This is a genomic window from Actinokineospora guangxiensis, assembly GCF_042657845.1.
Classification (GTDB): Bacteria; Actinomycetota; Actinomycetes; order Mycobacteriales; family Pseudonocardiaceae; genus Actinokineospora; species Actinokineospora guangxiensis.
This window is the reverse complement of record NZ_JBHSKF010000004.1, coordinates 379,801-400,674: the sequence shown is the minus strand read 5'-3', so window position 1 is coordinate 400,674 and position 20,874 is coordinate 379,801. Positions and strand designations below refer to the sequence as shown.

The window sequence follows — 20,874 nt, the reverse complement described above, 5'->3', positions numbered from 1 at the left end:
GGACGATGATGCGCGCACGACTCCTGCTCCTGCTCGCCGCTCTGGGCATCGCCCTCGCGGTCCCCGTCCCGGCCGCCGCGGCGGCCTCCGGCGTCGCCGTCGAGATCGGCGCCGTCGACCTCGACGGGCCTGCTGTGTCCACTGTGGAGGTCACGGTGCGCAACGGCGGCACGGCCAAGCTGTCGAAGCTGACCGTGACCTTCACCGCCCCGATCGGCTGGACCACCTATCCGGCGTCGCGCTCGGTCAAGGGCTCGCTGTCACCGGGCCGCACGGCGACGGTGGAGTTCCTCGTGCACGTCCCGGAGCGCCCCGCCGCGTTCACCGTGCGCCAGTTCTCCGCGACCGCCACCTACACCGGCGGCGACGGCGCCCGCATCGCCGCCGGCACCCGCCTGGAGCGCTCGGGCACGCCGCTGGCGAACCTGCCCGCGGCGTTCGGCGGTGTCGCGGTCTCCTCGGAAGCCGACCCGGCGAAGGGCGACTTCGACGGCTCGGGCAACTCGTTCTCCGCCGAGAAGCTCGCCGAGGCGGGCATCACCCCCGGCGCGGCGGTGACGGCCCTGGGCGCGACCCTGCGCTGGCCGTCCTCGCCGGTCGGCACGCCGGACAACGCCGCGGGCGGCGGCAAGACCATCGAGTTCACCGGCCAGGGCGGCAAACTGGTCTTCCTCGGGTCCGGCTCCAGCACGAGCGCCACCAGCACGGTGACGGTCTGGTACACCGACGGCACCAGCACCACGGCCACCCTCGGCTTCCCGAACTGGTCCTTCCAGGACGCCGGCGCCCACGGAGCCACCCTCGTTGCCTCCTCCACCGGCCGCAACCGCCCCAACGGCTACGGCGACGCCGCTTACCAGTACCGCGTCTTCGCCAACTCCATCCCACTCGACCCTGCCAAGACGGTGGAATTGGTGACCTTGCCCAACAACGGCGCGGTCCACGTCTTCGCCCTCGCCACGGCCTGACCCCCGACCCATCCGTTCCCAGCCCGTCCCGTTCCCAGCCCGTCCCGCGCTGCTCCCCGGAGCACCGCGGGCCGGGCTGGGCCGGTTTCCGCCCGCGACGCCGAAGGCCGGAGGGTTCGGAGAGCGGCGCGCCGAGTCGAGAGCGGTGCTCTCGGATGTGAGCAGTGATCCGCGTACAGTGCGGATCATGACGGGTGGGCGGACGGCACGGGCCAGGGCGCGGGAGGACATCGCGCAGGAGATCGCGGCGGAGGCGCGCAGGCAGCTGCGGGAGCAGGGGCCGCACAGCCTGTCCCTGCGGAGTGTGGCACGGGCCCTGGGGTTCGCGTCGTCGGCGCTGTACCGCTACTTCCCGAGCAGGGACGAGTTGCTGACCGCGCTGATCGTGCAGGCCCTCGACGCGCTCGGGGACGCCGTCGAGGCCGCCGATCAGGGACTCGGCGACGGGGCCACCCGGCGCGCGCGGTGGACGACGGCCTGCGGCGCGTTCCGCGCATGGGCGAAGACCAACCCCGCCGAGTACGCCCTCATCTACGGCTCCCCCGTCCCCGGCTACCAGGCCCCGCGCACCACCGTCGCCCCCGCCATGCGCCTGCCCCGGCTCCTGGCGGCCATCGCCGCCGACGCCCCCGACGCCTTCGCCACCCCTCGCCTCCGCGACCAGATCGCCGTCGTCGCCCGGGAACTCGGCTCCCCCATCGCCCCCGGCGCCATGGTCACCGTGACCACCGCGTGGGCCCAGCTCATCGGCCTCGTCAGCGCCGAGCTTTTCGGCCAGTTCACCGGCCCCCTGGCTCCCGCCGACGACCTTTACGCCGCCGCCGTCGAAGCCCAGGCCGACGCCCTCGGTTTCGCAGGCTGAACCCGCCACCGGAGGGTGTCGGACGACACGCCCCACGGTGCCGTGCTACTCATCGGTAACATTGGCTACGATGGTTACCGGCTAGTAGTCCAACCCTCGAAGGAGCACTCGTGGCAGCACCCGAGCGCGCCGTTCGGACCGTGGTCTTCGTCGACGGTGTGCGCACGCCGTTCGGCAAGGCCGGGCCGAAGGGCATGTACGCCGAGACCCGCGCCGACGACCTCGTCGTCAAGGTGATCAGGGAGCTGCTGCGCAGGCACCCCGAACTGCCCCCGGAGCGCGTTGACGAGGTCGCCGTCGCCGCGACCACCCAGATCGGCGACCAGGGCCTGACCATCGGCCGCACCGCCGCCCTGCTGGCGGGCCTGCCCAAGTCCGTCCCCGGCTTCGCCATCGACCGCATGTGCGCGGGCGCGATGACCGCGGTGACCACGACCGCCAGCGGCATCGCCTTCGGCGCCTACGACGTCGTCATCGCGGGCGGCGTCGAGCACATGGGCCGCCACCCCATGGGCGAGGGCGTCGACCCGAACCCGCGCATCGTGGCCGACAAGCTGGTCGACCCGACCGCGCTGGTCATGGGCCAGACCGCGGAGAACGTGCACGACCGCTACCCGCACCTGACCAAGCAGCGCTGCGACGAGTACGCCGCCCGCAGCCAGGAGCGCTACGCCGACGCCGTCAAGGCGGGCAAGATCGGCCCCGAGCTGGTCCCCGTCGCGACCCGCTCGGCCGAGCTGGGCTGGGGCCTGGCCACCGAGGACGAGCCGCCGCGCCCCGGCACCACCGTGGAGACGCTGGCGGGCCTGAAGACCCCGTTCCGCCCGCACGGGCGCGTCACCGCGGGCAACGCCGCCGGCCTCAACGACGGCGCGACCGGCTGCATCCTGGCCGAGGAGGCCACCGCCCGCGAGCTGGGCCTGCCGGTCGGCATGCGGCTGGTGGGCTACTCCTTCGTCGGCGTGGAGCCCGAGGTCATGGGCATCGGCCCGGTCCCGGCGACGGAGAAGGCGCTGGCCCGCGCCGGTCTGTCCATCGAGGACATCGGGCTGTTCGAGCTGAACGAGGCGTTCGCCGTGCAGGTGCTGGCCTTCCTCGACCACTTCGGCATCGCCGACGACGACCCGCGCGTCAACCAGTGGGGCGGCGCGATCGCCTGCGGCCACCCGCTGGCCTCCTCCGGCGTGCGGCTGATGACGCAGCTGTCGCGCCAGTTCGCCGAGCGCCCCGACGTGCGCTACGGCCTGACCTCCATGTGCATCGGCATCGGCATGGGCGGAACGGTCATCTGGGAGAACCCGCACTGGAACGGGGAGAAGTGATGTTCACCAAGGACGAGGCCGCAGCCGCCTTCCCCGACGAGGTCGTGACGAAGGCCGTCACCCGCGTGCTCACCGCGCCGGGCATCGGCAAGGTCGCCCTGATCACCATCGACAACGGGCACGACCACACCCGTCCGTCGACCTTCGGCCCGCAGAGCCTGGTGAGCCTGAACGAGGCGCTGGACGCCGCGTTCGCCGCCGAGCCCGCCGCGATCGCGGTGACCGGCAAGCCGTTCATCTTCGCCGTGGGCGCCGACCTGTCCGGTGTGGAGCAGGTGGCCGACCGCGCGCTGGCGCACAAGATCGCCGAGGCCGGGCACACCGTGTTCCGGCGGTTCACCGACTCCCCGGTGCCGACCTTCGCCTTCGTCAATGGCGCGGTCATGGGCGGCGGTCTTGAGCTGGCGCTGTCCTGCCACTACCGCACGCTGAGCGACAACACCGCCGCGATCGCGCTGCCCGAGGTGTTCCTCGGCCTGTTCCCCGGTTGGGGCGGCACGCAGCTGCTGCCGAACCTGATCGGCCCGGACGCCGCGGTCACGGTGATCTTCGAGAACGCGCTGTCGCAGAACCGCATGCTCAAGCCGAAGCAGGCCGTCGAGCTGGGCATCGTCGATGCGCTGCTGGGCTCGGCCGACTTCATCGAGCGGTCGCTGGCCTGGGCGGCGGGCGTGCTGGCCGGCGAGAAGCCGCAGCGCCGCGAGATCGACCGCGGCGAGGGCTGGGACGCCGCCGTCGCCCGCGCGAGGCGGATCGTGCAGGACAAGACCAAGGGCGCCTCCCCCGGCGCGCTCAAGGCGCTGGAGCTGCTGGAGCTGGCCCGGGAGAACGACCTCGACCGCGGCTACGCCGCCGAGACCGAGGCGCTGGCCGACGTGCTCATGTCCGACGCCCTGCGCGCGGGCCTGTACTCGTTCAACCTGGTGCAGAAGCGCGCCAAGCGGCCCGCGGGCGCGCCGGACAAGGGCCTGGCCCGCCCGGTCACCAAGGTCGGCATCGTCGGCGCGGGCCTGATGGCCTCGCAGATGGCGCTGCTGTTCGCCCGCCAGCTGAAGGTGCCGGTGGTGCTCACCGACATCGACCAGGCGCGCGTGGACAAGGGCGTGGCGTACGTGCACGGCGAGGTCGACAAGCTCGCCGCCAAGGGCCGGGTGTCCGCCGACGGCGCGAACCGGCTCAAGGCGCTGGTCAGCGGCTCGATGGACAAGGCGGCCTTCGCCGACGCGGACTTCGTCATCGAGGCCGTGTTCGAGGAGATGGGCGTCAAGCAGAAGGTGTTCGCCGAGGTCGAGGCGCACGTCAGCGAGACCTGCGTGCTCGCGACGAACACCTCGTCGCTGTCGATCACCGAGATGGCCTCGACGCTCAAGCACCCCGAGCGCGTGGTCGGCTTCCACTTCTTCAACCCGGTCGCGGTCATGCCGCTGCTGGAGATCGTGCGCGCGGAGAAGACCGACGACGCGACCCTGGCGACGGCGTTCTCGGTGGGCAAGTCGCTGCGCAAGTCCTGCGTGCTGGTCAAGGACGCCCCGGCGTTCGTGGTCAACCGCCTGCTGACCCGCTTCATGGGCGAGGTCGTGCGCTCGCTGGACGAGGGCACCCCGTTCGAGGTCGCCGACAAGGCCACCGACGACCTCGGCCTGCCGATGACCCCGCTGGTGCTGCTGCAGCTCGTCGGCCCGGCCGTCGCCCTGCACGTCGCCGAGACCATGCACCGCGCGTTCCCGGACCGCTTCGGCGTCAGTGAGAACATGAAGCGCTTCGTTGAGGCGGGCAAGACCGCGGTGTGGCAGTGGGACGCGACCGGCACGCCGTCGGTCGACCCCGAGGTGGCCGCGCTGTGGCAGTTCGGCGACAACCCGCTCACCGGCGAGGAGGTCCGCCAGCGCGCGCTGGAGGGCGTCGCCGAGGAGATCCGGATCATGCTGGACGAGGGCGTCGTCGCCGAGGCCCAGGACATCGACCTGTGCATGATCCTCGGCGCGGGCTGGCCCTTCTGGCTGGGCGGCGCGACCCCGTTCCTGGACCGCGAGGGCATCGCGGAGAAGGTCAACGGCAAGCCGTTCCTGGCCCAAGGCGTGGCTTCCGTCCCGGCCTGACCGGGTGAACCTCGGCCCCGGGCGCTCGGTGAGCGCCCGGGGCCGAGGTCACGAAGGGGTCAGACGGGGACGACGTCCACCAGCCGGACGAGCCCGCACAGAGTGCCGTATTGCCTGGCGGCGACAAGGCCGAAGTCGACGATGTCGCACTGATCCAGTGTCCAGTAGAACCGATCGTGCCGGGCGGACCGCTGCAACGGGTCGCTCGTGTTGGGGCCTTGGGCGAGTTCGGCGATCGTCACCGCGCTCACGAACAGCTCATCGTGTGCCCGCCGCCCGAGGTCGACCACCTCGATGTCGATCCCCACCGAGGTGTCCAGCAGGACGCTCACGCCGGCCATGCCGTGTCGTCGGGGTCATCTGGGCCGAAGAAGTCATCTTCTGGTCACTGTGAAGCTCTCGCCTGCCTCTACCCGCCGCATGATCACCGCATTGTCATTGCGTAGTTCGCGCCGGCTGATGCTCTCGCTCACGCATCCAGCCCAGCAAAGTGCTACCCATGTGCTCCAGCTCGTTTCACCTGCGGGAGGCATCATGTCCCCGTGGCCGGGCAGATCTGGATCGGGACGTCGGGGTGGGTGTACCCGCACTGGCGCAAAGGGGCGTTCTACCCGCAGGGGACGACGCAGAAGAAGGAGCTGGGGTACCTCTCCGCGCGCGTGCGGTCGGTGGAGATCAACGCGTCGTTCTACTCCCTGCAGAAGCCCTCCAGCTACGAGTCGTGGAGTGCGCAGACCCCCGAGGACTTCGTCTTCGCGGTCAAGGGGTCCCAGTTCGTCACCCACATGAAGCGGCTGCTGAACCCCGAGGTGACGCTGCCGAACTTCTTCGCCTCCGGCCTGCTGGCCCTGGGCCCCAAGCTCGGCCCGATCCTGTGGCAGCTGCCCCCGAACTTCCGCTTCGACGTCGACCGCGTGACCGCCTTCCTCGACGCCCTCCCCCGCACCACCGCCGAAGCCGCCGCCCTCGCCGAGCACCACGACGAGCGCCTCGACGGCCGCGCCCACACCACGACCGACGCCGACCGCCCGCTGCGCCACGCCTTCGAGGTCCGCAACCCCACGTTCGTGTGCCAGGAGTTCACCGACCTCATGCGCGAGAAGGAGGCCGCGATCGTGGTCGCCTCGGCGGCGGGTGAGTGGCCGCAGATCGAGGAGGTCACCGCCGACTTCATGTACCTGCGCCTACACGGAGACGAGGACGTGTACTCCAGCGGCTACCCCGCCAAGGCGCTCGACGACTGGGCCCGCAAGATCCGCGCCTGGCGCAGGTCGGGCGATGTCTACGCCTACTTCGACAACGACGCCGAGGGCCACGCCCCCCACGACGCCCAGAAGCTCCTCAGCCGCCTGGAGCGCTGACCGGCAGGCCCGCGCGCAGGGCGGGCAGGTTCACCGTCACCACCAGGCCGCCCCCGGCCACCGCCTCGGCGGCCACCACGCCCCCGTGCGCCCGCACCACCGCCCGCACGATCGAGAGGCCCAGCCCCGTCCCCCGGTGCGCCGTGCGGTCCACCCCGCCGCGCCGGAACGGCTCGAACAGCGCCTCCACCCGGTCCGGGGCGACCACCGCGCCGGAGGACGCCACGCGCAGCTCCGTCCACAGCTGGTCCCCCGACGTCCGCACGTCGATCCAGCCGCCGTCGTTGTTGTGGCGCACGGCGTTCTCCAGCAGGTTGCCCGCCACCCGCTCCAGCAGCGCCGAGTCGCCCAGCACCACCGCGGGCTCGGTCAGGAAGCGCGCCGTGATCCGGCGGGCCTCGGCGTCGCCCTGCGTCGAGCGCCACGCCGAGGCGACCACCGCCGCCAGGTCCACCGGGCCCGTCGCGCCGACGCCCAGGCCGTCGGTCCTGGCCAGGACCAGCAGAGCCTCGACCAGCTGGCCCGCGCGCAGGGTCGCCGCGCGGGTGACGTCGGCCATCCGGCGCAGCTCCTGCACGGATGCGTCCGGGTCGGCGAGGGTGACGTCGAGTTCCGTGCGGATCACCGCCAGGGGGGTGCGCAGCTCGTGGCTGGCGTTGGCGACGAACTGGCGCTGAGCGGCGAAGGCGGCCTGCAGGCGGTCAAGCATCGCGTCGAAGGTGTCCGCCAGCTCGGCGACCTCGTCGCGGGGGCCGCGGTGGTCGATGCGCGAGCCGAGGGACTCCACCGACAGCCGGTGCGCCGTCGCGGTCACCTCGCGCAGCGGGCGCAGCACCCGGCCCGTCACCACCCACGCCAGCAGGCCGGTCGAGGTCACCACGCACACCATCGCCACCGAGCCCGCCAGCAGCAGCCGTCTGCGGGCGTCGGCGGCGAGCGCGGCGCCGAGCTGCTCAGCCTCCACGGGCACCCCGCCGACCAGCACTGTCTCCCCCGGCGGCAGCGACGGCACCGAGGCCACCACGCCGCCCGCCAGCACCCACCCCAGCCAGAGCAGCAGCGCGCTGACCAGCGCCACCAACATCGTCGTCAGCAGCGTGATCCGCTCGCGCAGCCCCACCTACTTCGCCGCGCGCACCCGGTAGCCCGAGCCGACGACGGTGTCGATCAGGCCGGGGTCGCCGAGCTTCTTGCGCAGGGTCATGACCGTGACCCGCACCGTCGTGGTGAACGGGTCGGCGTTCTCGTCCCAGACGCGCTCCAGCAGCTCCTCGCTGCTCACCACCGACCCGCGGGCGGCCAGCAGCACCTCCAGCACGCCGAACTCCTTGCGGGTCAGCTCCACCGGCTCGCCCGCGCGGCTCACCGTGCGCCGGGCCGGGTCCAGCTCAAGGTCGCCCGCCACCAGCACCGGCGGCGTCACCGGGGTCGCCCGGCGGGCCAGCGCCCGCACGCGCGCGACCAGCTCGGGGAAGGCGAACGGCTTGGCGAGGTAGTCGTCGGCGCCCAGGGACAGCCCCTCGACCCGGTCGGCGACCGCGTCGCTGGCGGTCAGCATCAGCACGCGGGTCAGCGCTCCGGAGGCGACGATCTCCCGGCACAGCTCGTCGCCGTGCATGCCGGGCAGGTCGCGGTCGAGGACGACGACGTCGTAGCGGGTGATGCTGGACTTCTCGTGCCCTTCGTCGCCGTCGAGGGCGACGTCCACCGCCATCCCCTCTCGGCGCAGGCCGCGGGCGATCGCCTCGGCCAGGGGCTCCTCGTCCTCCACTATCAGGATTCGCACCCCACAACGGTGCCACACCTGCCGCTGGACCGTCCCGATTGGGCATGATCGGCCCATGAAGCTGCGTGCGGTGCGCGAAGAGGTGGCCAGGCAGGCCCGTCGGCTGGCGGCCGAGGGCATGGTGCTGGGGACGGCGGGCAACGTCAGCGCCCGCAGCGGCGACCTCGTCGCGATCACCCCGACGGGCGTGCGGATGGCCGAGGTCCGGGCCGAGCAGATCACCGTGGTCGACCCCGACGGCGAGGTGGTCGACGGCACCCTGGCCCCCACCTCGGAGCTGGACCTGCACCTGGGCGTGTACCGCCGCTACCGCGCGGGCGCCGTCGTGCACACGCACGCCACCATGGCGACGGCGGTGTCCCTGGTGGTGGACGAGCTGCCCTGCGTCCACTACCAGCTGATGGACCTCGGCGGCACCGTCCGCGTGGCCCCGTACCGCACCTTCGGCACCCCGGAACTGGCCGAGGCCGTCCTCGACGCCCTGGACGGCCGCTCAGCCGCCCTCATGGCCAACCACGGCGCCCTCACCCACGGCGCCGACCTGGCCACCGCCACCGAACGCGCCCTGCTCCTGGAGTGGGGCTGCACCCTCTACTGGCGAGCCGCCACCCTCGGCACGCCCCGCACCCTGGACAGGGCGGAGCGCGCCGAGTACCAGGCGCAGGTCTCGAAGCTCTCCTACGGGCGCGTCCGGGAGCTATAGCTCCGGACGCACCTGCTCGGGCCGCTCCGCCGCCTCGCCGCGGACGATCAGGTCCGATGCCCAGCCGGTCACCCTGCGGGCGACGTCCTGGGCGGTCAGGCCCAGCCGGGAGAGGACCTCGTCGCGGCTGCCGTGGTCGTGGAAGGTGTTGGGGATGCCCAGGTCGCGCAGGGGGACGTCCACGTCGGAGTCGCGGAGCAGGGCGGCCAGCGACCAGCCGAAGCCGCCGTGGCGGCCACAGTCCTCGACCGTCACGACCAGCTTGTGCTCGGCGGCCAGCTCGGCCAGTTCGACCGGGACCGGGGTCACCCAGCGCGGGTCGACGACGGTGACGCCGATGCCCTGGGCGGCCAGGCGCTCGGCCGCGGCCAGGCCGAGGCCCGCGAACGAGCCGACGGTCACCAGGAGCACGTCGGCGGACTCGCCGGGCTCGCGGAGGATGTCGACAGCGCCGCGGCGGGCCACCGCCGGGACGTCGTCGGCGACGGCGGCCTTCGGGAAGCGCAGCACCGTCGGGCCGTCGTCCACGCCGACGGCCTCGCGCAGCTCGGCGCGCAGGGTGCCCGCGTCGCGCGGGGCCGCGATGCGGATGCCGGGGACCATGCCCAGCATCGACAGGTCCCACATGCCGTGGTGGCTGGCGCCGTCCGGGCCGGTGATGCCCGCGCGGTCCAGCACCACCGTGACCGGCAGCCGGTGCAGGGCCACGTCCATCAGCATCTGGTCGAAGGCGCGGTTGAGGAACGTCGAGTAGATCGCCACGACCGGGTGCAGGCCCGCCATCGCCAGGCCCGCGGCCGAGGTGATGGCGTGCTGCTCGGCGATGCCGACGTCGAAGACGCGCTCGGGGAAGCGCTCGGCGAACGGGGCCAGGCCGGTGGAGCGCAGCATGGCCGCGGTGATCGCCACGACCTCCGGGCGCTCGGCGCCGACCTGGGCGAGCTCGTCGGCGAAGACGTGCGTCCAGGTGGTGCCCCTGGTCTTGCGCGGGGCGCCGGTGTCCGGGTCGATGGGGTCGGTCTGGTGCATCTGGTCGAACTCGTCGTTCTCGGCCAGCGGGTAGCCGTTGCCCTTGCGGGTCACCGCGTGCACGATCACCGGTCCGCCGAAGTCGCGGGCGCGGCGCAGCGAGGCCTCCAGCGCCTCCACGTCGTGGCCGTCGACCGGGCCGAGGTACTTGATGCCCAGGTCCTCGAAGAGCACCTGCGGGCTCAGCGCGTCCTTGATGCCGCGCTTGGCCGCGTGCAGGGCCGCGTAGAGCGGCTTGCCGAGGACCGGGGTGCCCTGGAGCACCCGCTTGCCGCCCTCCAGCGCGCGCTCGTAGACCGGCTGCAGGCGCAGCGAGGTCAGGTGGTCGGCCAGGCCGCCGATGGTCGGGGAGTAGGAGCGGCCATTGTCGTTGACGACGATGACCACGGACCTGTCCTTGCCCGCGGCGATGTTGTTCAGCGCCTCCCAGCACATGCCGCCGGTGAGCGCGCCGTCGCCGACGACGGCGACGACCGTGCGCTGCTCGCCGCGCAGCTCGTAGGCCTTGGCCATGCCGTCGGCGTAGGACAGCGCCGTGGAGGCGTGGCTGTTCTCCACGAAGTCGTGCTCGCTCTCCGAGCGGCACGGGTAGCCGGAGACGCCGCCCTGCTGGCGCAGGTCGTCGAACGCCCCGCGGCGGCCGGTGAGGATCTTGTGCACGTAGCCCTGGTGGCCGACGTCCCAGATCATCGGGTCCTGCGGGGAGTCGAACACCCGGTGCAGGGCGATCGTCAGCTCCACGACGCCCAGGTTGGGCCCGAGGTGGCCGCCGACCCGGGTGACCTTGTCGACCAAGAACGACCGGATCTCGACGGCCAGGCGGTCCAGCTCCTCGCGGGTGAACCGCCGCAGGTCGGCCGGTCCGTGCACGGTGTCCAGCAACGTCACCGAGTCGTCACCTCGTCCTCTCAAGCCCTCGACTGCTTAGCGGGGGGTCCTCTCGGACTTACCGGCCAGTCTACGAGCCGGTTGTGAAGACCCGCCGCGCCGTCCGGGGCCGATCACTGCGCGGCCGCTGCTCCGGACGGGTAAGGTTTGGCCCGCACGATAGGGGGAAAGGGTTGCCGGTGGGGGACGAACGGGTGTCCGAGCCGAACATGGCCATGACCGCGGCCGAACTGACCCGGCTGACCAAGCAGGTCGGCCGCGCGATGGTGGCGGTCGCGGGGCCTCGGTGGCAGAAGCTGCGAGCCGAGTACCGCTCCGTCGGGCGGCACGTCGAGGTCGACTTGATCGTTACCGGTGCGGACGGCGTCCCGGTGTCGGTGCGCCCGCCCGCCGAGATGGTCGAGGGGCTGCGGACGCTGCGCGGCGGGATGTACCGGGCCGGGCGCGGGACGTGGATCTCGGCGGTCTACGAGATCGAGCCCCCGGGCGACTACGCGGTGGAGTTCGAGCCCGATGTCGAGCCCCCTTGGCGGCGCGTTCCACCCCCGATCGGGTTCACCGACGAACTGCGCTTCTTCCCCCGTGAGGATGGCCACATTCCGGAGTGGCTGCGCGAACGGGTACAAGCGGCGGCCGGGCCGGCCACGCCCGCTCACGGCACCCCCGTTCCCGCCCCCGGAACTCCTGGTCAGGGCTTCCCCGGTCCGGGTGGTCCCGGGCCGCGTCCCGGCGGCCCCGTGCCGCCCTTCCCGCCGGGCTCCTCGGGTCCGCCGCCGTTCCCGCCCGCTCCCCCGGGATCGCCGCCGTTCCCGCCCGGTCCACCGCAGCGCCAGGGACCGCCCCCCGGCCCGCCGCCGCAGGGCCCGCCGACGCCGCCGTGGGGCCAGCCCCAGCAGCAGCAGCGACCGCCGGGCTGGGCACCCCCTCCAGCTCCCTAGCGGGCCAGCAGCGCCACGCATTCCACGTGGTGGGTCATCGGGAACGCGTCGAAGGCCCGGAGATCGCGCAGCGCGTAGCCGAGGCCCGCGAAGGTGGCGACATCCCTGGCCAGCGCGGCCGGGTCGCACGCCACGTAGACCACGCGGGCGGGCTCGCGGGCGGCGATCGCCGAGACCACCTCGCCGCCCGCGCCCTTGCGCGGCGGGTCGAGGACCACGACGTCGGGGGCGGGCAGCTCCTCCGCGGCCAGGACGTCCTCGACCTTGCCCGCGAAGACGCGGACCTGCGGCAGGTCGGCCAGGTTCTCCGCGCCGTGCTCGGCGGCCGGGCGGTCGGCCTCGACCGCGACCACCGTCGCCGCGCGCCGGGCCAGCACCGAGGCGAACAGGCCCGCGCCCGCGTAGAGGTCCCAGGCGCAGCCGCCGTCGGGCACGTCGGCCCAGCGCTCGACCACCTCGGCGAGCACGTCGGCGGCGTCCGGGTGGACCTGCCAGAACCCGTGCGCGTCGACGCGCCACTCGCGGCGGGCGGCCAGCTCGGTCGACTCCGGGGCGCCCACGACGTGGCGGACCCGGCGACCGCGCTCGGTCAGCTCGGCGATGTGGGTGCGGCCGGTGGAGTCCACCGAGACGGCGACCTCGGCGCCGGTGCGCCACGTGCGGTCGACCACCTCCTCGACCGTCCCCGGCGCGGCGATCACGCAGTCGGCGATGGGGATCACCCGGTGGCTGCGGTGCGCGCGGAAGCCCGCGCGCCCGGAGCGGTCGACGGCCAGGCGCGCCCGGGTCCGCCAGTCCCCGAGCCCGCCGGGCAGGTCCTCGACCTCGACGTCCCACTCGACACCGCCCAGCCGGGAGAGCTGTTCGGCGACCACGGCCGCCTTGAGCCCGCGCTGCGTGCCCGCGTCGGCGTGCTGCCAGTCGCAGCCGCCGCAGCCCTTGGGCCGGGCGTACTCGCAGGGCGGCGCCACCCGACCGGGAGCGGCCTGGAGCACCTCGACCGCGTCGCCCCGGCAGAACGAGCCGCCCTTGTCCTCGGTGATCTCCACGACGACGCGCTCGCCGGGCAGCGCGTGGCGCACGAACACCACGCGGCCCTCCACCCTGGCCACGCAGTGCCCGCCGTGGGCGACCGCGCCCACCTCGGCCTCGACCCTGCGCCCGGTCCACTCGCTCACTTGCGCTCCTCGTCTCCGGTGAGGCCGCGGCGGATGGCGCCGGGCGTGATGGTGTCGCGCTCGTTGACCTTGCTGGAGGAGTCCAGCTGCCACGGGACGCTGGTCACCATGACCCCGGGCTGGAACAGCAGCCTGCCCTTGAGCCGCAGCGCGCTCTGGTTGTGCAGGAACTGCTCCCACCACCGGCCGACCACGTACTCGGGGATGAACACGGTCACGACGTCGCGCGGGTTGTCGGAGCGGACGCGCTTGACGTAGTCCAGCACGGGCTTGGTGATCTCCCGGTACGGGGACTCGATCACCTTCAGCGGGACGGTGAAGTTCTCCTTGTTCCACGCGGTGACCAGGCGCCGGGTGTCCACATCGTCCACGTTGACCGTCACCGCCTCCAGGACGTCCGGCCGGGTGGCGCGGGCGTAGGCGAGGGCGCGCTTGGTCGGCAGGTGCAGTTTGGACACCAGCACGATCGCGTGCACGCGCGAGGGCAGCACCGACGGGCGGTCGGCCTCGGCCTTGATCAGCTCGTCGCTGACGCGGTCGTAGTGCCTGCGGATCGCGGTCATCAGCGCGTAGAGCCCGCCCATCGCGGCGATGGCGATCCACGCGCCGTTGGTGAACTTGGTGATCAGCACGACCACCAGCACCGAGGCGGTCATGAGGAACCCGAACCCGTTGATGGCCCGCGAGCGCCGCATGCGTCCGCGCTCGGCCGCGTCCTCCTCGGCGGCCAGCTTGCGGTTCCAGTGCCGGATCATGCCCAGCTGGCTCATGGTGAACGAGACGAACACGCCCACGATGTAGAGCTGGATGAGCTTGGTGACCTCGGCGTCGAAGGCGATCACCAGCACGATCGCGAAGCCCGCGAGGCCGACGATGCCGTTGGAGAAGGCCAGCCGGTCGCCGCGGGTGTGCAGCTGGCGGGGCAGGTAGCGGTCCTGGGCGAGGATCGAGCCGAGCACGGGGAAGCCGTTGAACGCGGTGTTGGCGGCCAGCACCAGGATCAGCGCGGTGACGATGGTGATGAAGAAGAAGCCGGGCCGGAAGTCGCTGAACACCGCGTCGGCGATCTGGGCGACCATCGTCTTCTGCTCGTAGCCCTCGGGCGCGCCGGTCAGCTGCGTCTCGGGGTGCTCGGCGATCTTCACCTCGGTGACCTGGGCCAGGACGATCAGGCCCATCAGCATGGTGACGGCGATGCCGCCCATCAGCAGCAGCGTCGTCGCCGCGTTGCGCGCTTTGGGCTTGCGGAAGGCGGGCACGCCGTTGCTGATCGCCTCGACGCCGGTCAGCGCGGCGCACCCGGAGGAGAACGCGCGCAGCACCAGGAACGCCAGCAGCAGGCCGGTCAGCTCGCCGTGGTCGGCGTTGATGCCGAACTCGGCGCTCTCGGCGGGCATCTCCTCGCCCCGCACGAACGCCCGGAACAGACCGAAGACGATCATGCCGACGATGCCGACCATGAACGCGTAGACCGGGATGGCCAGCGCGGTGCCGGACTCGCGGATGCCGCGCAGGTTGACCGCGGTGAGCAGGACGATCGCGGCGACGGCGAACTCCACCTTGTGGGTGGCCACGTACGGGATGGCCGAGCCGATGGTGGCCGCCGCCGAGGCGATCGACACCGCGACGGTGAGGATGTAGTCCACGAGCAGCGCGCTGGCCACCGTCAGCCCGGACTTGCGGCCGAGGTTGACCGAGGTGACCTCGTAGTCGCCGCCGCCGGAGGGGTAGGCGTGCACGTTCTGCCGGTAGCTGGCGACCACGGCCAGCATCACGACCACGACGACGATGCCCACCCACGGCGCGAACGTGTACGCCGACAGGCCCGCCACCGAGAGCATCAGGAAGATCTCCTCGGGCGCGTAGGCCACCGAGGACATCGCGTCCGAGGCGAAGACGGGGAGCGCGACGCGTTTGGGCAGCAGCGTGTGCGCCAGCCGGTCGCTGCGGAACGGCCGCCCTACGAGCAGGCGTTTCGCCGCCGTGGAGAACTTGGACACGGGAGCAGAGAGTATGCCGTCCCCACCCCGCCCCCACGTCGGCACCGGTAGGTTCTGCTGTGTCGTCGGCGAGCGGTCGCCGGGATGTCCGTTATGTCGGGCGACGCGCGAGTACACAGGAGAGTCACCGTGCACGTGGTGATCATGGGCTGCGGCCGGGTGGGGGCCTCGATGGCCGCCGCCCTGGAGCGCCTGGACCACACCGTCGCCGTCATCGATCGCGACCAGCAGGCCTTCCGCAGGCTCGGCCCGGACTTCCACGGCCAGCAGGTCGTCGGCGTCGGCTACGACCGGCGGGTGCTGATCGCGGCGGGCGTCGAGCGGGCCGGGGCGTTCGCCGCGGTCTCCAGCGGCGACAACTCCAACATCATCTCGGCTCGGGTGGCGCGGGAGACCTTCGGCGTCGAGCACGTCGTGGCCCGCATCTACGACCCCAAGCGCGCCGAGGTCTACGAGCGCCTCGGCATCCCCACGGTGGCGACCGTCCCGTGGACGACGGACCGCCTGCTGCGCACCCTGCTTCCCGACGGCGTCGCCTCGGCCTGGCGCGATCCGACGGGCAAGGTGGCGCTGCTGCTGGTGCCGCTGCACGAGGACTGGGTCGGCCGCAGCGTGCGCGAGTTCCAGCAGGCCACCGGCGCGCGGGTCGCGTTCGTCATGCGGTTCGGCACCGGCGTGCTGCCGACGGCCAAGACGGTCATCCAGGCCGACGACCAGGTCTACGTGGCGGCTCAGTCCGGCACGGTCAGCGACGTGACGGCCGCCGCGGCGGCGCCGCCGGAGGAGGGCAACTGATGCGGGTCGCGATCGCCGGGGCGGGCGCGGTCGGCCGCTCGATCGCCCAGGAGCTGGTGGCCGGTGAGCACCAGGTCATGCTCATCGAGCGGGACTCCGAGCAGTTCGAGCCGCACACCGTCGAGCAGGCCGAATGGGTGCTGGCCGACGCGTGCGAGGTCTCCTCGCTGGAGGAGGCCGGGCTGCAGCTGTGCGACGTCGTCATCGCCGCCACCGGTGACGACAAGGTCAACCTGGTCGTCTCGCTGCTGGCCAAGACCGAGTTCGCGGTGCGCCGCGTCGTGGCCAGGGTGAACAGCCCGGCCAACGAGTGGCTGTTCACCGCGGCGTGGGGCGTCGACGTGGCCGTGTCCACCCCGCGGGTGCTCGCGGCGATGGTCGAGGAGGCGGTGAGCGTCGGCGGGCTGGTGCAGCTGCTGACCCTGCGCCAGGGCCAGGCGAACCTGGTCGAGATGACCCTGCCCGACGACACGCCGTGGGCGGGCCGCCCGGTGCGCGACGTGAAGCTGCCCCGCGACGCCGCGCTGGTCACGATCCTGCGCGGCGGCCGGGTCATCGTCCCGCAGGCCGACGACCCGCTGGAGCCGGGCGACGAACTGCTGTTCGTCGCCTCGGCCGACGTGGAGCCGCAGATCCGGGCGGCGTTCGCTCAGGCCTGAGCCTTCTCCACCCGCAGCTTCTCGATGCGCTCGGGCGTGGGCCAGCGGACGTTGCTCGCCCAGCCCAGCTTCTCGAAGATCCAGATCACCCGTGCGGAGATGTCCAGCTGGCCGGGCAGCACGCCGTGCCGGGCGCTGGTCGGGTCGGCGTGGTGGGTGTTGTGCCACGACTCGCCGAAGCTGATCAGCGCCAGCGGCCAGACGTTGGCCGAGCGGTCGCGTGAGCGGAACGGGCGCTCGCCGAGCATGTGGCAGATCGAGTTGACCGCCCACGTGGTGTGGTGCAGCAGCGCGACCCGGACGATGCCCGCCCAGAAGAACGCCGTCAGCGCGCCCTGCCAGGACCAGGTGATGAGCCCGCCTAGGGCGGCCGGGGCCAGCATGCTGATGATCGTGAGCACCGGGAACAGGCGGTCGACGCGGCGCAGGTCGTCGTCGGCGAGCAGGTCGGGGGCGAAGCGCTCGGCGTTGGTGCGGTCGCGGTCGAACAGCCAGCCCATGTGCGCGTGCCAGAAGCCGCGGACGACCGCGATCGGGCCGGTGCCGAACAGCCACGGCGAGTGCGGGTCGCCCTCGCGGTCGGAGAACGCGTGGTGGCGGCGGTGGTCGGCGACCCAGTCCACGACCGAGCCCTGCGCGGAGAGCCCGCCCGCGACGGCGAGCGCGACCTTCAGGCCGCGGGTGGCGCGGAAGGAGCCGTGGGTGAAGTAGCGGTGGTAGCCGACCGTGACGCCCAGCCCGCTGATGATGAAGAAGAAGGCGCCGATGGCGATGTCGGTCCAGCCCAGCCCCCACCCCCAGGCGAACGGCACGGCCGCGGCGAGCGCGGCCAGCGGGATGAGCAGGAACAGGTACACGCTGATGTGCTCGGCGTTGCTCCGGCGGCGGCCCAGCAGCGGCTTCGGTGCGGGCGGCGGGGGTTTGACGGCTGTCGTCAAGAAGTCACCTCTCGGGGTCGACGTCTCCCCCAAGACGTTCCTACGGTTACGTAACCGTAAGTCTAGGGGCGTGAAAAGACCGCGAAGCCGAATGTGGTGGAACTCTTAGGCAGCCCTCAGGTGGGATCACCTCAGGCGGGGCCGGGTCAGCGCGGGCTGGGCCGCCTCAGGCGGGGTCGGAGTACTTCTCCCGGAGACGGGCCTCGACGTCGGCGTCGGACTCCTCGGCCGCTTCCCGCTCCTTCTGGCGCGCGGTCGACTTGCGCACCGCCCACACCGTCACGGCGAGGGCGATCGCGAAAAGCGGGTACCCCATGGCGAGCTTGGCAAACGCCAGCCAACCGGTCAGGTCCTCGTCGTAGAGCCACTTCTGCACGATGAACCGGGCGGCGAACACCGCGACGAACGTGAGCGTGGCCAGGTCGTAGGCCCGCCGGGCGACCGGGTCCTGCCGCCAGCTCTGGCCGAGGCCGTTGAGCAGCGACCACACCACGCCGACCAGCGGCCTGCGGATGATGATCGACACCAGGAACACGCCGCCGTAGACGAGCGCGGTCCAGATGCCGAAGAGGAAGAACCCCTTCGCGTCGCCGGTCTGGTAGGCGATGAACACCGCGATGCCCACGCCGAAGAACCCGGAGATCGCCGGCTGCAGCGGCTCCTTGCGCACCACGCGCAGCACGGTGATCAGCGCGGCGGCGCCCAGCGCGGCCCAGATGGCCGGGTTGAGCCCGAAGAAGGCGTTGGCCAGCACGAACACCACGACGGGGACGCTGGAGTAGATCAGGCCGCTGATGCCGCCCATCTGCTCGAGCAGGGTCTCCTGGCGCTCCTCGTCCGCCGGGGTCTTGGGGTCGGCGGGCTGGGGATTCGTCATGGGTCCTTCGCGGGTCAGGTAGTGGCCAGCAGCTCGTAGTACGGGTTGTACAGAACTTTCCGACCGTCGCGAACAGCGATCCTACCCCGCGCCTTCACGGTGCGGCCGGTCTCGATGCCGGGGATGCGCCGCCTGCCGAGCCAGACCAGCGTGACGCCGTCGGTGCCGTCGAACAGCTCGGCCTCCACGGTCGCGACCGCGTCCTTCGGCGAGAGTTCCACGCTGCGCAGCCTGCCGCAGAGCGTCACCTCGTCACCGGAGGCGCAGTCGCACGCGCGCTTGGCGCCCTGCGCCGCGGATTGCGTGGAGAGGTCGTCGGCGTCGAGTTCGGCGACGTCGGTGGTCAACCGTTTGACGAGGCGGTGCCACGCCCCGTCCCCCTTCATGCCCATGGTGGATCCGCTCTGTGGTGGGGTCGGCCCCGACTGCACGACCCGTGCACAATCAGCGTAACCGCGTGGGGTACCGGAGGAACAAGGAAAAGGGCGTCAGTGTGACCCAGCAGCCGACAGCCGTGCTGCTCCCGGGTACCGGGTCGGACGAGGTGTTCGTCCGGTCCGCCCTGGAAGCGCCGACGTCCGCGCTGGGTGTGCGCCTGGAGATGCCCGCGCCCGTCCCCGGGGCCGGCCTCGCCGAAGCCTACCTGGCCGCGCTGGACCGCGCAGCGGAACGCGGTCCGGTGATCGCGGGCGGCGTGTCCTTCGGCGCGCACGTCGCGGCGCTGTGGGCGGTGCGGAATCCGGGACGGTGCGCCGGGGTGCTGCTGGCGCTGCCTGCCTGGTCAGGCGCACCCGCGGACGCCCCGGCCTCCCTCGCCGCCCGCTACAGCGCCGCCGACGTCCGCGCCCGCGGCCTGCCCGCGGCGCTCGCCTCGGCGGTGCGCGGCGTGCCCGCCTGGCTCGCCGCCGAGCTGACCCGCGCCTGGACCCGCCACGGCGACGGCCTCGCCGACTCGCTGGAGGCCGCCGCGGCGTACCCGGCGCCGGAGCTGGCGGACCTGGCGGCCCTGGACGTCCCCGCGGGCGTGGCCGCCTTCACCGACGACCCCATCCACCCGCTGCCCGTGGCCCAGGCGTGGGCGGCGGCGCTGCCGCGCGGCGTCCTGCGCTCCCTGCGCATCGAGACGATGCGCGCGGACGTGGAATCCCTTGGCAGGGCGGTGGTGCTCGCCTACCTGCGCTCGGCCGAGGGCTAGGCCGTGTTTCAGATGTGATGTCACCGGTGACCCGGTCGAAGCGGTCCCCGACAGCTCCACTTCACAACCAGAGGCCTTCACCTGTCTTCACGACAGGCCGTCACCCCTCACACCGGAACACCGTCCCTGGACATCACAGCTAGCCCTGGCCCTGGCCCTCTTGGGCGGCGGCGATGTGCTGGGCGATGGCGGGCGGCAGCTCCAGCGGGAGCGGGGTGCGCACCGGCATCGGGGAGGTGCCCCGGTCGACCACCGTGCGGCGCAGCAGCTCGCGGAGGGCTTTGGCGCTGTGGTCGGCCAGCTCGGGGGGACCGGCCACGACACCGCGCAGCATCCAGCGGGGGCCGTCCACGCCGACGAAGCGCAGCGCGGCCTCGCCGGTCGAGGCGGCCAGCTCCTGGCCCCAGTCGCCGACCGTGCTGTGCACCTGGGCTCCGTCGGTGCGGAGCTGGTCGGCCAGTTCGCCGCAGATCTCGCGCCACAGGCCGCCCGAGCGGGGGGCGGCGTAGGCGGTGACGGTGAGCTGGCCGATCTGGGTCAGGATGTGGACCGCGCGGACCGGGCCCGACGGGTCCATCTCGACCTGGAGCTGGGCGCCGTCGGGGACGGGGAAGCGTACGGAGCCGAGGTCGAGCCTGGGCAGGTCGTCCTCGGGCGCGTCCTGGGCGTCGTGGGGGCCCTCGGAGAGGTCGGCCACCTCGACGGGGGTCGGCTCATCGACCTCCTCGACGACCGGCGCGGGCTCCTCGCGCTTCTTGCGGCCGAACAGTGCCACCTACTCCTCCGTCCCCTGGCCTGCCGCGAGCACCGCGTGCCCGCCGGTCGAGCCGTAGCCACCCGCGCCGCGCTCGGTCGCACCGAGCGCGGGCACCTCCCGGAATACCGCGTGCTCGACCCGCTGCACAACCAGCTGGGCGATGCGATCGCCCCGGCGCAGCGAGATCGGGGTACGCGGGTCGTGGTTGACCAGGCACACCCTGATCTCGCCCCGGTAGCCCTCGTCGATCGTCCCCGGGGTGTTGACGACGCTGAGGCCCGTGCGGGCGGCCAGGCCGGACCTGGGGTGCACGAAGCCCGCGTGGCCGGGCGGCAGCGCGATCGCCACGCCCGTGCCGACCACCACCCGCTCCCCCGGCTCGATGACCACGTCCGAGGTGGTCACCAGGTCGGCCCCGGCGTCGCCGGGACGGGCGTAACCGGGCAGCGGGACACCCGGATCGAGCCGGGTGAGCAGGACCTCGACGCTGGACACGACCGGCGAGACTACCCTGGTGCC

The 20,874-nt window shown here is 72.7% G+C and carries 21 protein-coding genes; 10 read left to right on the top strand and 11 right to left on the bottom strand.

The genetic code is table 11. From position 1 onward, the window contains the following. Nucleotides 1-8: 8 nt before the first annotated feature. From ACFPM7_RS12175 to ACFPM7_RS12160, 4 genes are all read left to right on the top strand, one after another. Nucleotides 9-968, top strand: a complete 960-nt coding sequence (locus ACFPM7_RS12175; RefSeq protein ID WP_378247109.1) for an NEW3 domain-containing protein — start codon at nt 9-11, stop codon at nt 966-968. Between the two features lie 187 nt (nt 969-1,155). Next, complete coding sequence (locus ACFPM7_RS12170) at nt 1,156-1,830, top strand: TetR/AcrR family transcriptional regulator (protein WP_378247107.1); 675 nt, start codon at nt 1,156-1,158, stop codon at nt 1,828-1,830. A 110-nt stretch (nt 1,831-1,940) separates the two neighbouring features. After that, nucleotides 1,941-3,152 (top strand): thiolase family protein, encoded by a 1,212-nt coding sequence (locus ACFPM7_RS12165; RefSeq protein ID WP_378247105.1) that lies wholly within the window; start codon nt 1,941-1,943, stop codon nt 3,150-3,152. Further along, nucleotides 3,152-5,251, top strand: coding sequence for a 3-hydroxyacyl-CoA dehydrogenase NAD-binding domain-containing protein (locus tag ACFPM7_RS12160; RefSeq protein WP_378247103.1), 2,100 nt, complete (start codon nt 3,152-3,154; stop codon nt 5,249-5,251). Before ACFPM7_RS12165 ends, ACFPM7_RS12160 begins: the two co-directional genes overlap by 1 nt. Before the next feature lie 59 nt (nt 5,252-5,310). Here ACFPM7_RS12160 and ACFPM7_RS12155 read toward each other — a convergent pair whose 3' ends face one another. Then, nucleotides 5,311-5,592, bottom strand: a complete 282-nt coding sequence (locus tag ACFPM7_RS12155) for a PIN domain-containing protein (protein ID WP_378247101.1) — start codon at nt 5,590-5,592, stop codon at nt 5,311-5,313. Nucleotides 5,593-5,793: 201 nt separating this feature from the next. On the opposite strand from ACFPM7_RS12155, the gene ACFPM7_RS12150 reads away from it, so the two are divergent. Then, entirely contained in the window at nt 5,794-6,612 is an 819-nt protein-coding gene (locus ACFPM7_RS12150; RefSeq protein ID WP_378247099.1) for a DUF72 domain-containing protein, read from the top strand. Here ACFPM7_RS12150 and ACFPM7_RS12145 read toward each other — a convergent pair. Both ACFPM7_RS12145 and ACFPM7_RS12140 read right to left on the bottom strand, forming a co-directional pair. Further along, complete coding sequence (locus ACFPM7_RS12145) at nt 6,593-7,696, bottom strand: sensor histidine kinase (RefSeq protein WP_378247257.1); 1,104 nt, start codon at nt 7,694-7,696, stop codon at nt 6,593-6,595. The two genes, ACFPM7_RS12150 and ACFPM7_RS12145, sit on opposite strands and share 20 nt — an antisense overlap. Nucleotides 7,697-7,732: 36 nt before the next feature. Beyond that, entirely contained in the window at nt 7,733-8,398 is a 666-nt protein-coding gene (locus ACFPM7_RS12140; RefSeq protein WP_378247097.1) for a response regulator transcription factor, read from the bottom strand. 55 nt (nt 8,399-8,453) lie between these two features. Between ACFPM7_RS12140 and ACFPM7_RS12135 the strand changes: the two genes are divergently transcribed. Next, a complete protein-coding gene (locus tag ACFPM7_RS12135) occupies nt 8,454-9,101 on the top strand; it encodes a class II aldolase/adducin family protein (RefSeq protein WP_378247095.1) in 648 nt (215 codons plus the stop codon). On the opposite strand, the gene dxs is transcribed toward ACFPM7_RS12135, so the two are convergent. After that, the gene (gene dxs, locus ACFPM7_RS12130; protein WP_378247093.1) at nt 9,096-11,018 is read right to left on the bottom strand and encodes a 1-deoxy-D-xylulose-5-phosphate synthase; all 1,923 of its coding nucleotides are present in this window, start codon (nt 11,016-11,018) and stop codon (nt 9,096-9,098) included. The two genes, ACFPM7_RS12135 and dxs, sit on opposite strands and share 6 nt — an antisense overlap. 194 nt (nt 11,019-11,212) lie before the next feature. Here dxs and ACFPM7_RS12125 point away from each other — a divergent pair, with 194 nt between their 5' ends. After that, on the top strand, nt 11,213-11,956 hold the full coding sequence (locus ACFPM7_RS12125; protein ID WP_378247091.1) for a hypothetical protein: 744 nt from the start codon (nt 11,213-11,215) through the stop codon (nt 11,954-11,956). Here ACFPM7_RS12125 and ACFPM7_RS12120 read toward each other — a convergent pair. Together ACFPM7_RS12120 and ACFPM7_RS12115 are read right to left on the bottom strand one after the other, a co-directional pair. Further along, a complete protein-coding gene (locus ACFPM7_RS12120) occupies nt 11,953-13,134 on the bottom strand; it encodes a class I SAM-dependent RNA methyltransferase (RefSeq protein WP_378247089.1) in 1,182 nt (393 codons plus the stop codon). The genes ACFPM7_RS12125 and ACFPM7_RS12120 overlap by 4 nt on opposite strands. After that, nucleotides 13,131-15,134, bottom strand: a complete 2,004-nt coding sequence (locus tag ACFPM7_RS12115) for an APC family permease (protein ID WP_378247087.1) — start codon at nt 15,132-15,134, stop codon at nt 13,131-13,133. Before ACFPM7_RS12115 ends, ACFPM7_RS12120 begins: the two co-directional genes overlap by 4 nt. A gap of 129 nt (nt 15,135-15,263) precedes the next feature. Here ACFPM7_RS12115 and ACFPM7_RS12110 point away from each other — a divergent pair, with 129 nt between their 5' ends. Then, nucleotides 15,264-15,929 carry a potassium channel family protein gene (locus ACFPM7_RS12110; RefSeq protein ID WP_378247085.1) on the top strand — a complete coding sequence of 222 codons (666 nt, stop codon included), beginning with the start codon at nt 15,264-15,266 and terminating at the stop codon, nt 15,927-15,929. Further along, nucleotides 15,929-16,588, top strand: coding sequence for a potassium channel family protein (locus tag ACFPM7_RS12105; RefSeq protein ID WP_378247083.1), 660 nt, complete (start codon nt 15,929-15,931; stop codon nt 16,586-16,588). The genes ACFPM7_RS12110 and ACFPM7_RS12105 overlap by 1 nt, the downstream gene beginning before the upstream one ends. Here ACFPM7_RS12105 and ACFPM7_RS12100 read toward each other — a convergent pair. The 3 genes from ACFPM7_RS12100 to ACFPM7_RS12090 all read right to left on the bottom strand — a co-directional run bounded on the left by ACFPM7_RS12100 (nt 16,579) and on the right by ACFPM7_RS12090 (nt 18,795). Beyond that, nucleotides 16,579-17,526 (bottom strand): acyl-CoA desaturase, encoded by a 948-nt coding sequence (locus tag ACFPM7_RS12100; RefSeq protein WP_378247081.1) that lies wholly within the window; start codon nt 17,524-17,526, stop codon nt 16,579-16,581. The genes ACFPM7_RS12105 and ACFPM7_RS12100 overlap by 10 nt on opposite strands. A 166-nt stretch (nt 17,527-17,692) precedes the next feature. Continuing rightward, a complete protein-coding gene (locus ACFPM7_RS12095; RefSeq protein ID WP_378247079.1) occupies nt 17,693-18,403 on the bottom strand; it encodes a DUF3159 domain-containing protein in 711 nt (236 codons plus the stop codon). 14 nt (nt 18,404-18,417) lie between these two features. Next, complete coding sequence (locus ACFPM7_RS12090) at nt 18,418-18,795, bottom strand: OB-fold nucleic acid binding domain-containing protein (protein ID WP_378247077.1); 378 nt, start codon at nt 18,793-18,795, stop codon at nt 18,418-18,420. Between the two features lie 101 nt (nt 18,796-18,896). Between ACFPM7_RS12090 and ACFPM7_RS12085 the strand changes: the two genes are divergently transcribed. Next, on the top strand, nt 18,897-19,598 hold the full coding sequence (locus tag ACFPM7_RS12085; RefSeq protein ID WP_378247075.1) for an alpha/beta fold hydrolase: 702 nt from the start codon (nt 18,897-18,899) through the stop codon (nt 19,596-19,598). 139 nt (nt 19,599-19,737) lie between these two features. On the opposite strand, the gene ACFPM7_RS12080 is transcribed toward ACFPM7_RS12085, so the two are convergent. Next, entirely contained in the window at nt 19,738-20,373 is a 636-nt protein-coding gene (locus ACFPM7_RS12080; RefSeq protein ID WP_378247073.1) for a DUF3710 domain-containing protein, read from the bottom strand. Further along, nucleotides 20,374-20,850: a dUTP diphosphatase gene (dut, locus tag ACFPM7_RS12075; RefSeq protein ID WP_378247071.1), complete on the bottom strand. Its 477-nt coding sequence runs from the start codon at nt 20,848-20,850 to the stop codon at nt 20,374-20,376. It abuts the gene before it with no gap. Nucleotides 20,851-20,874 lie beyond the last annotated feature (24 nt).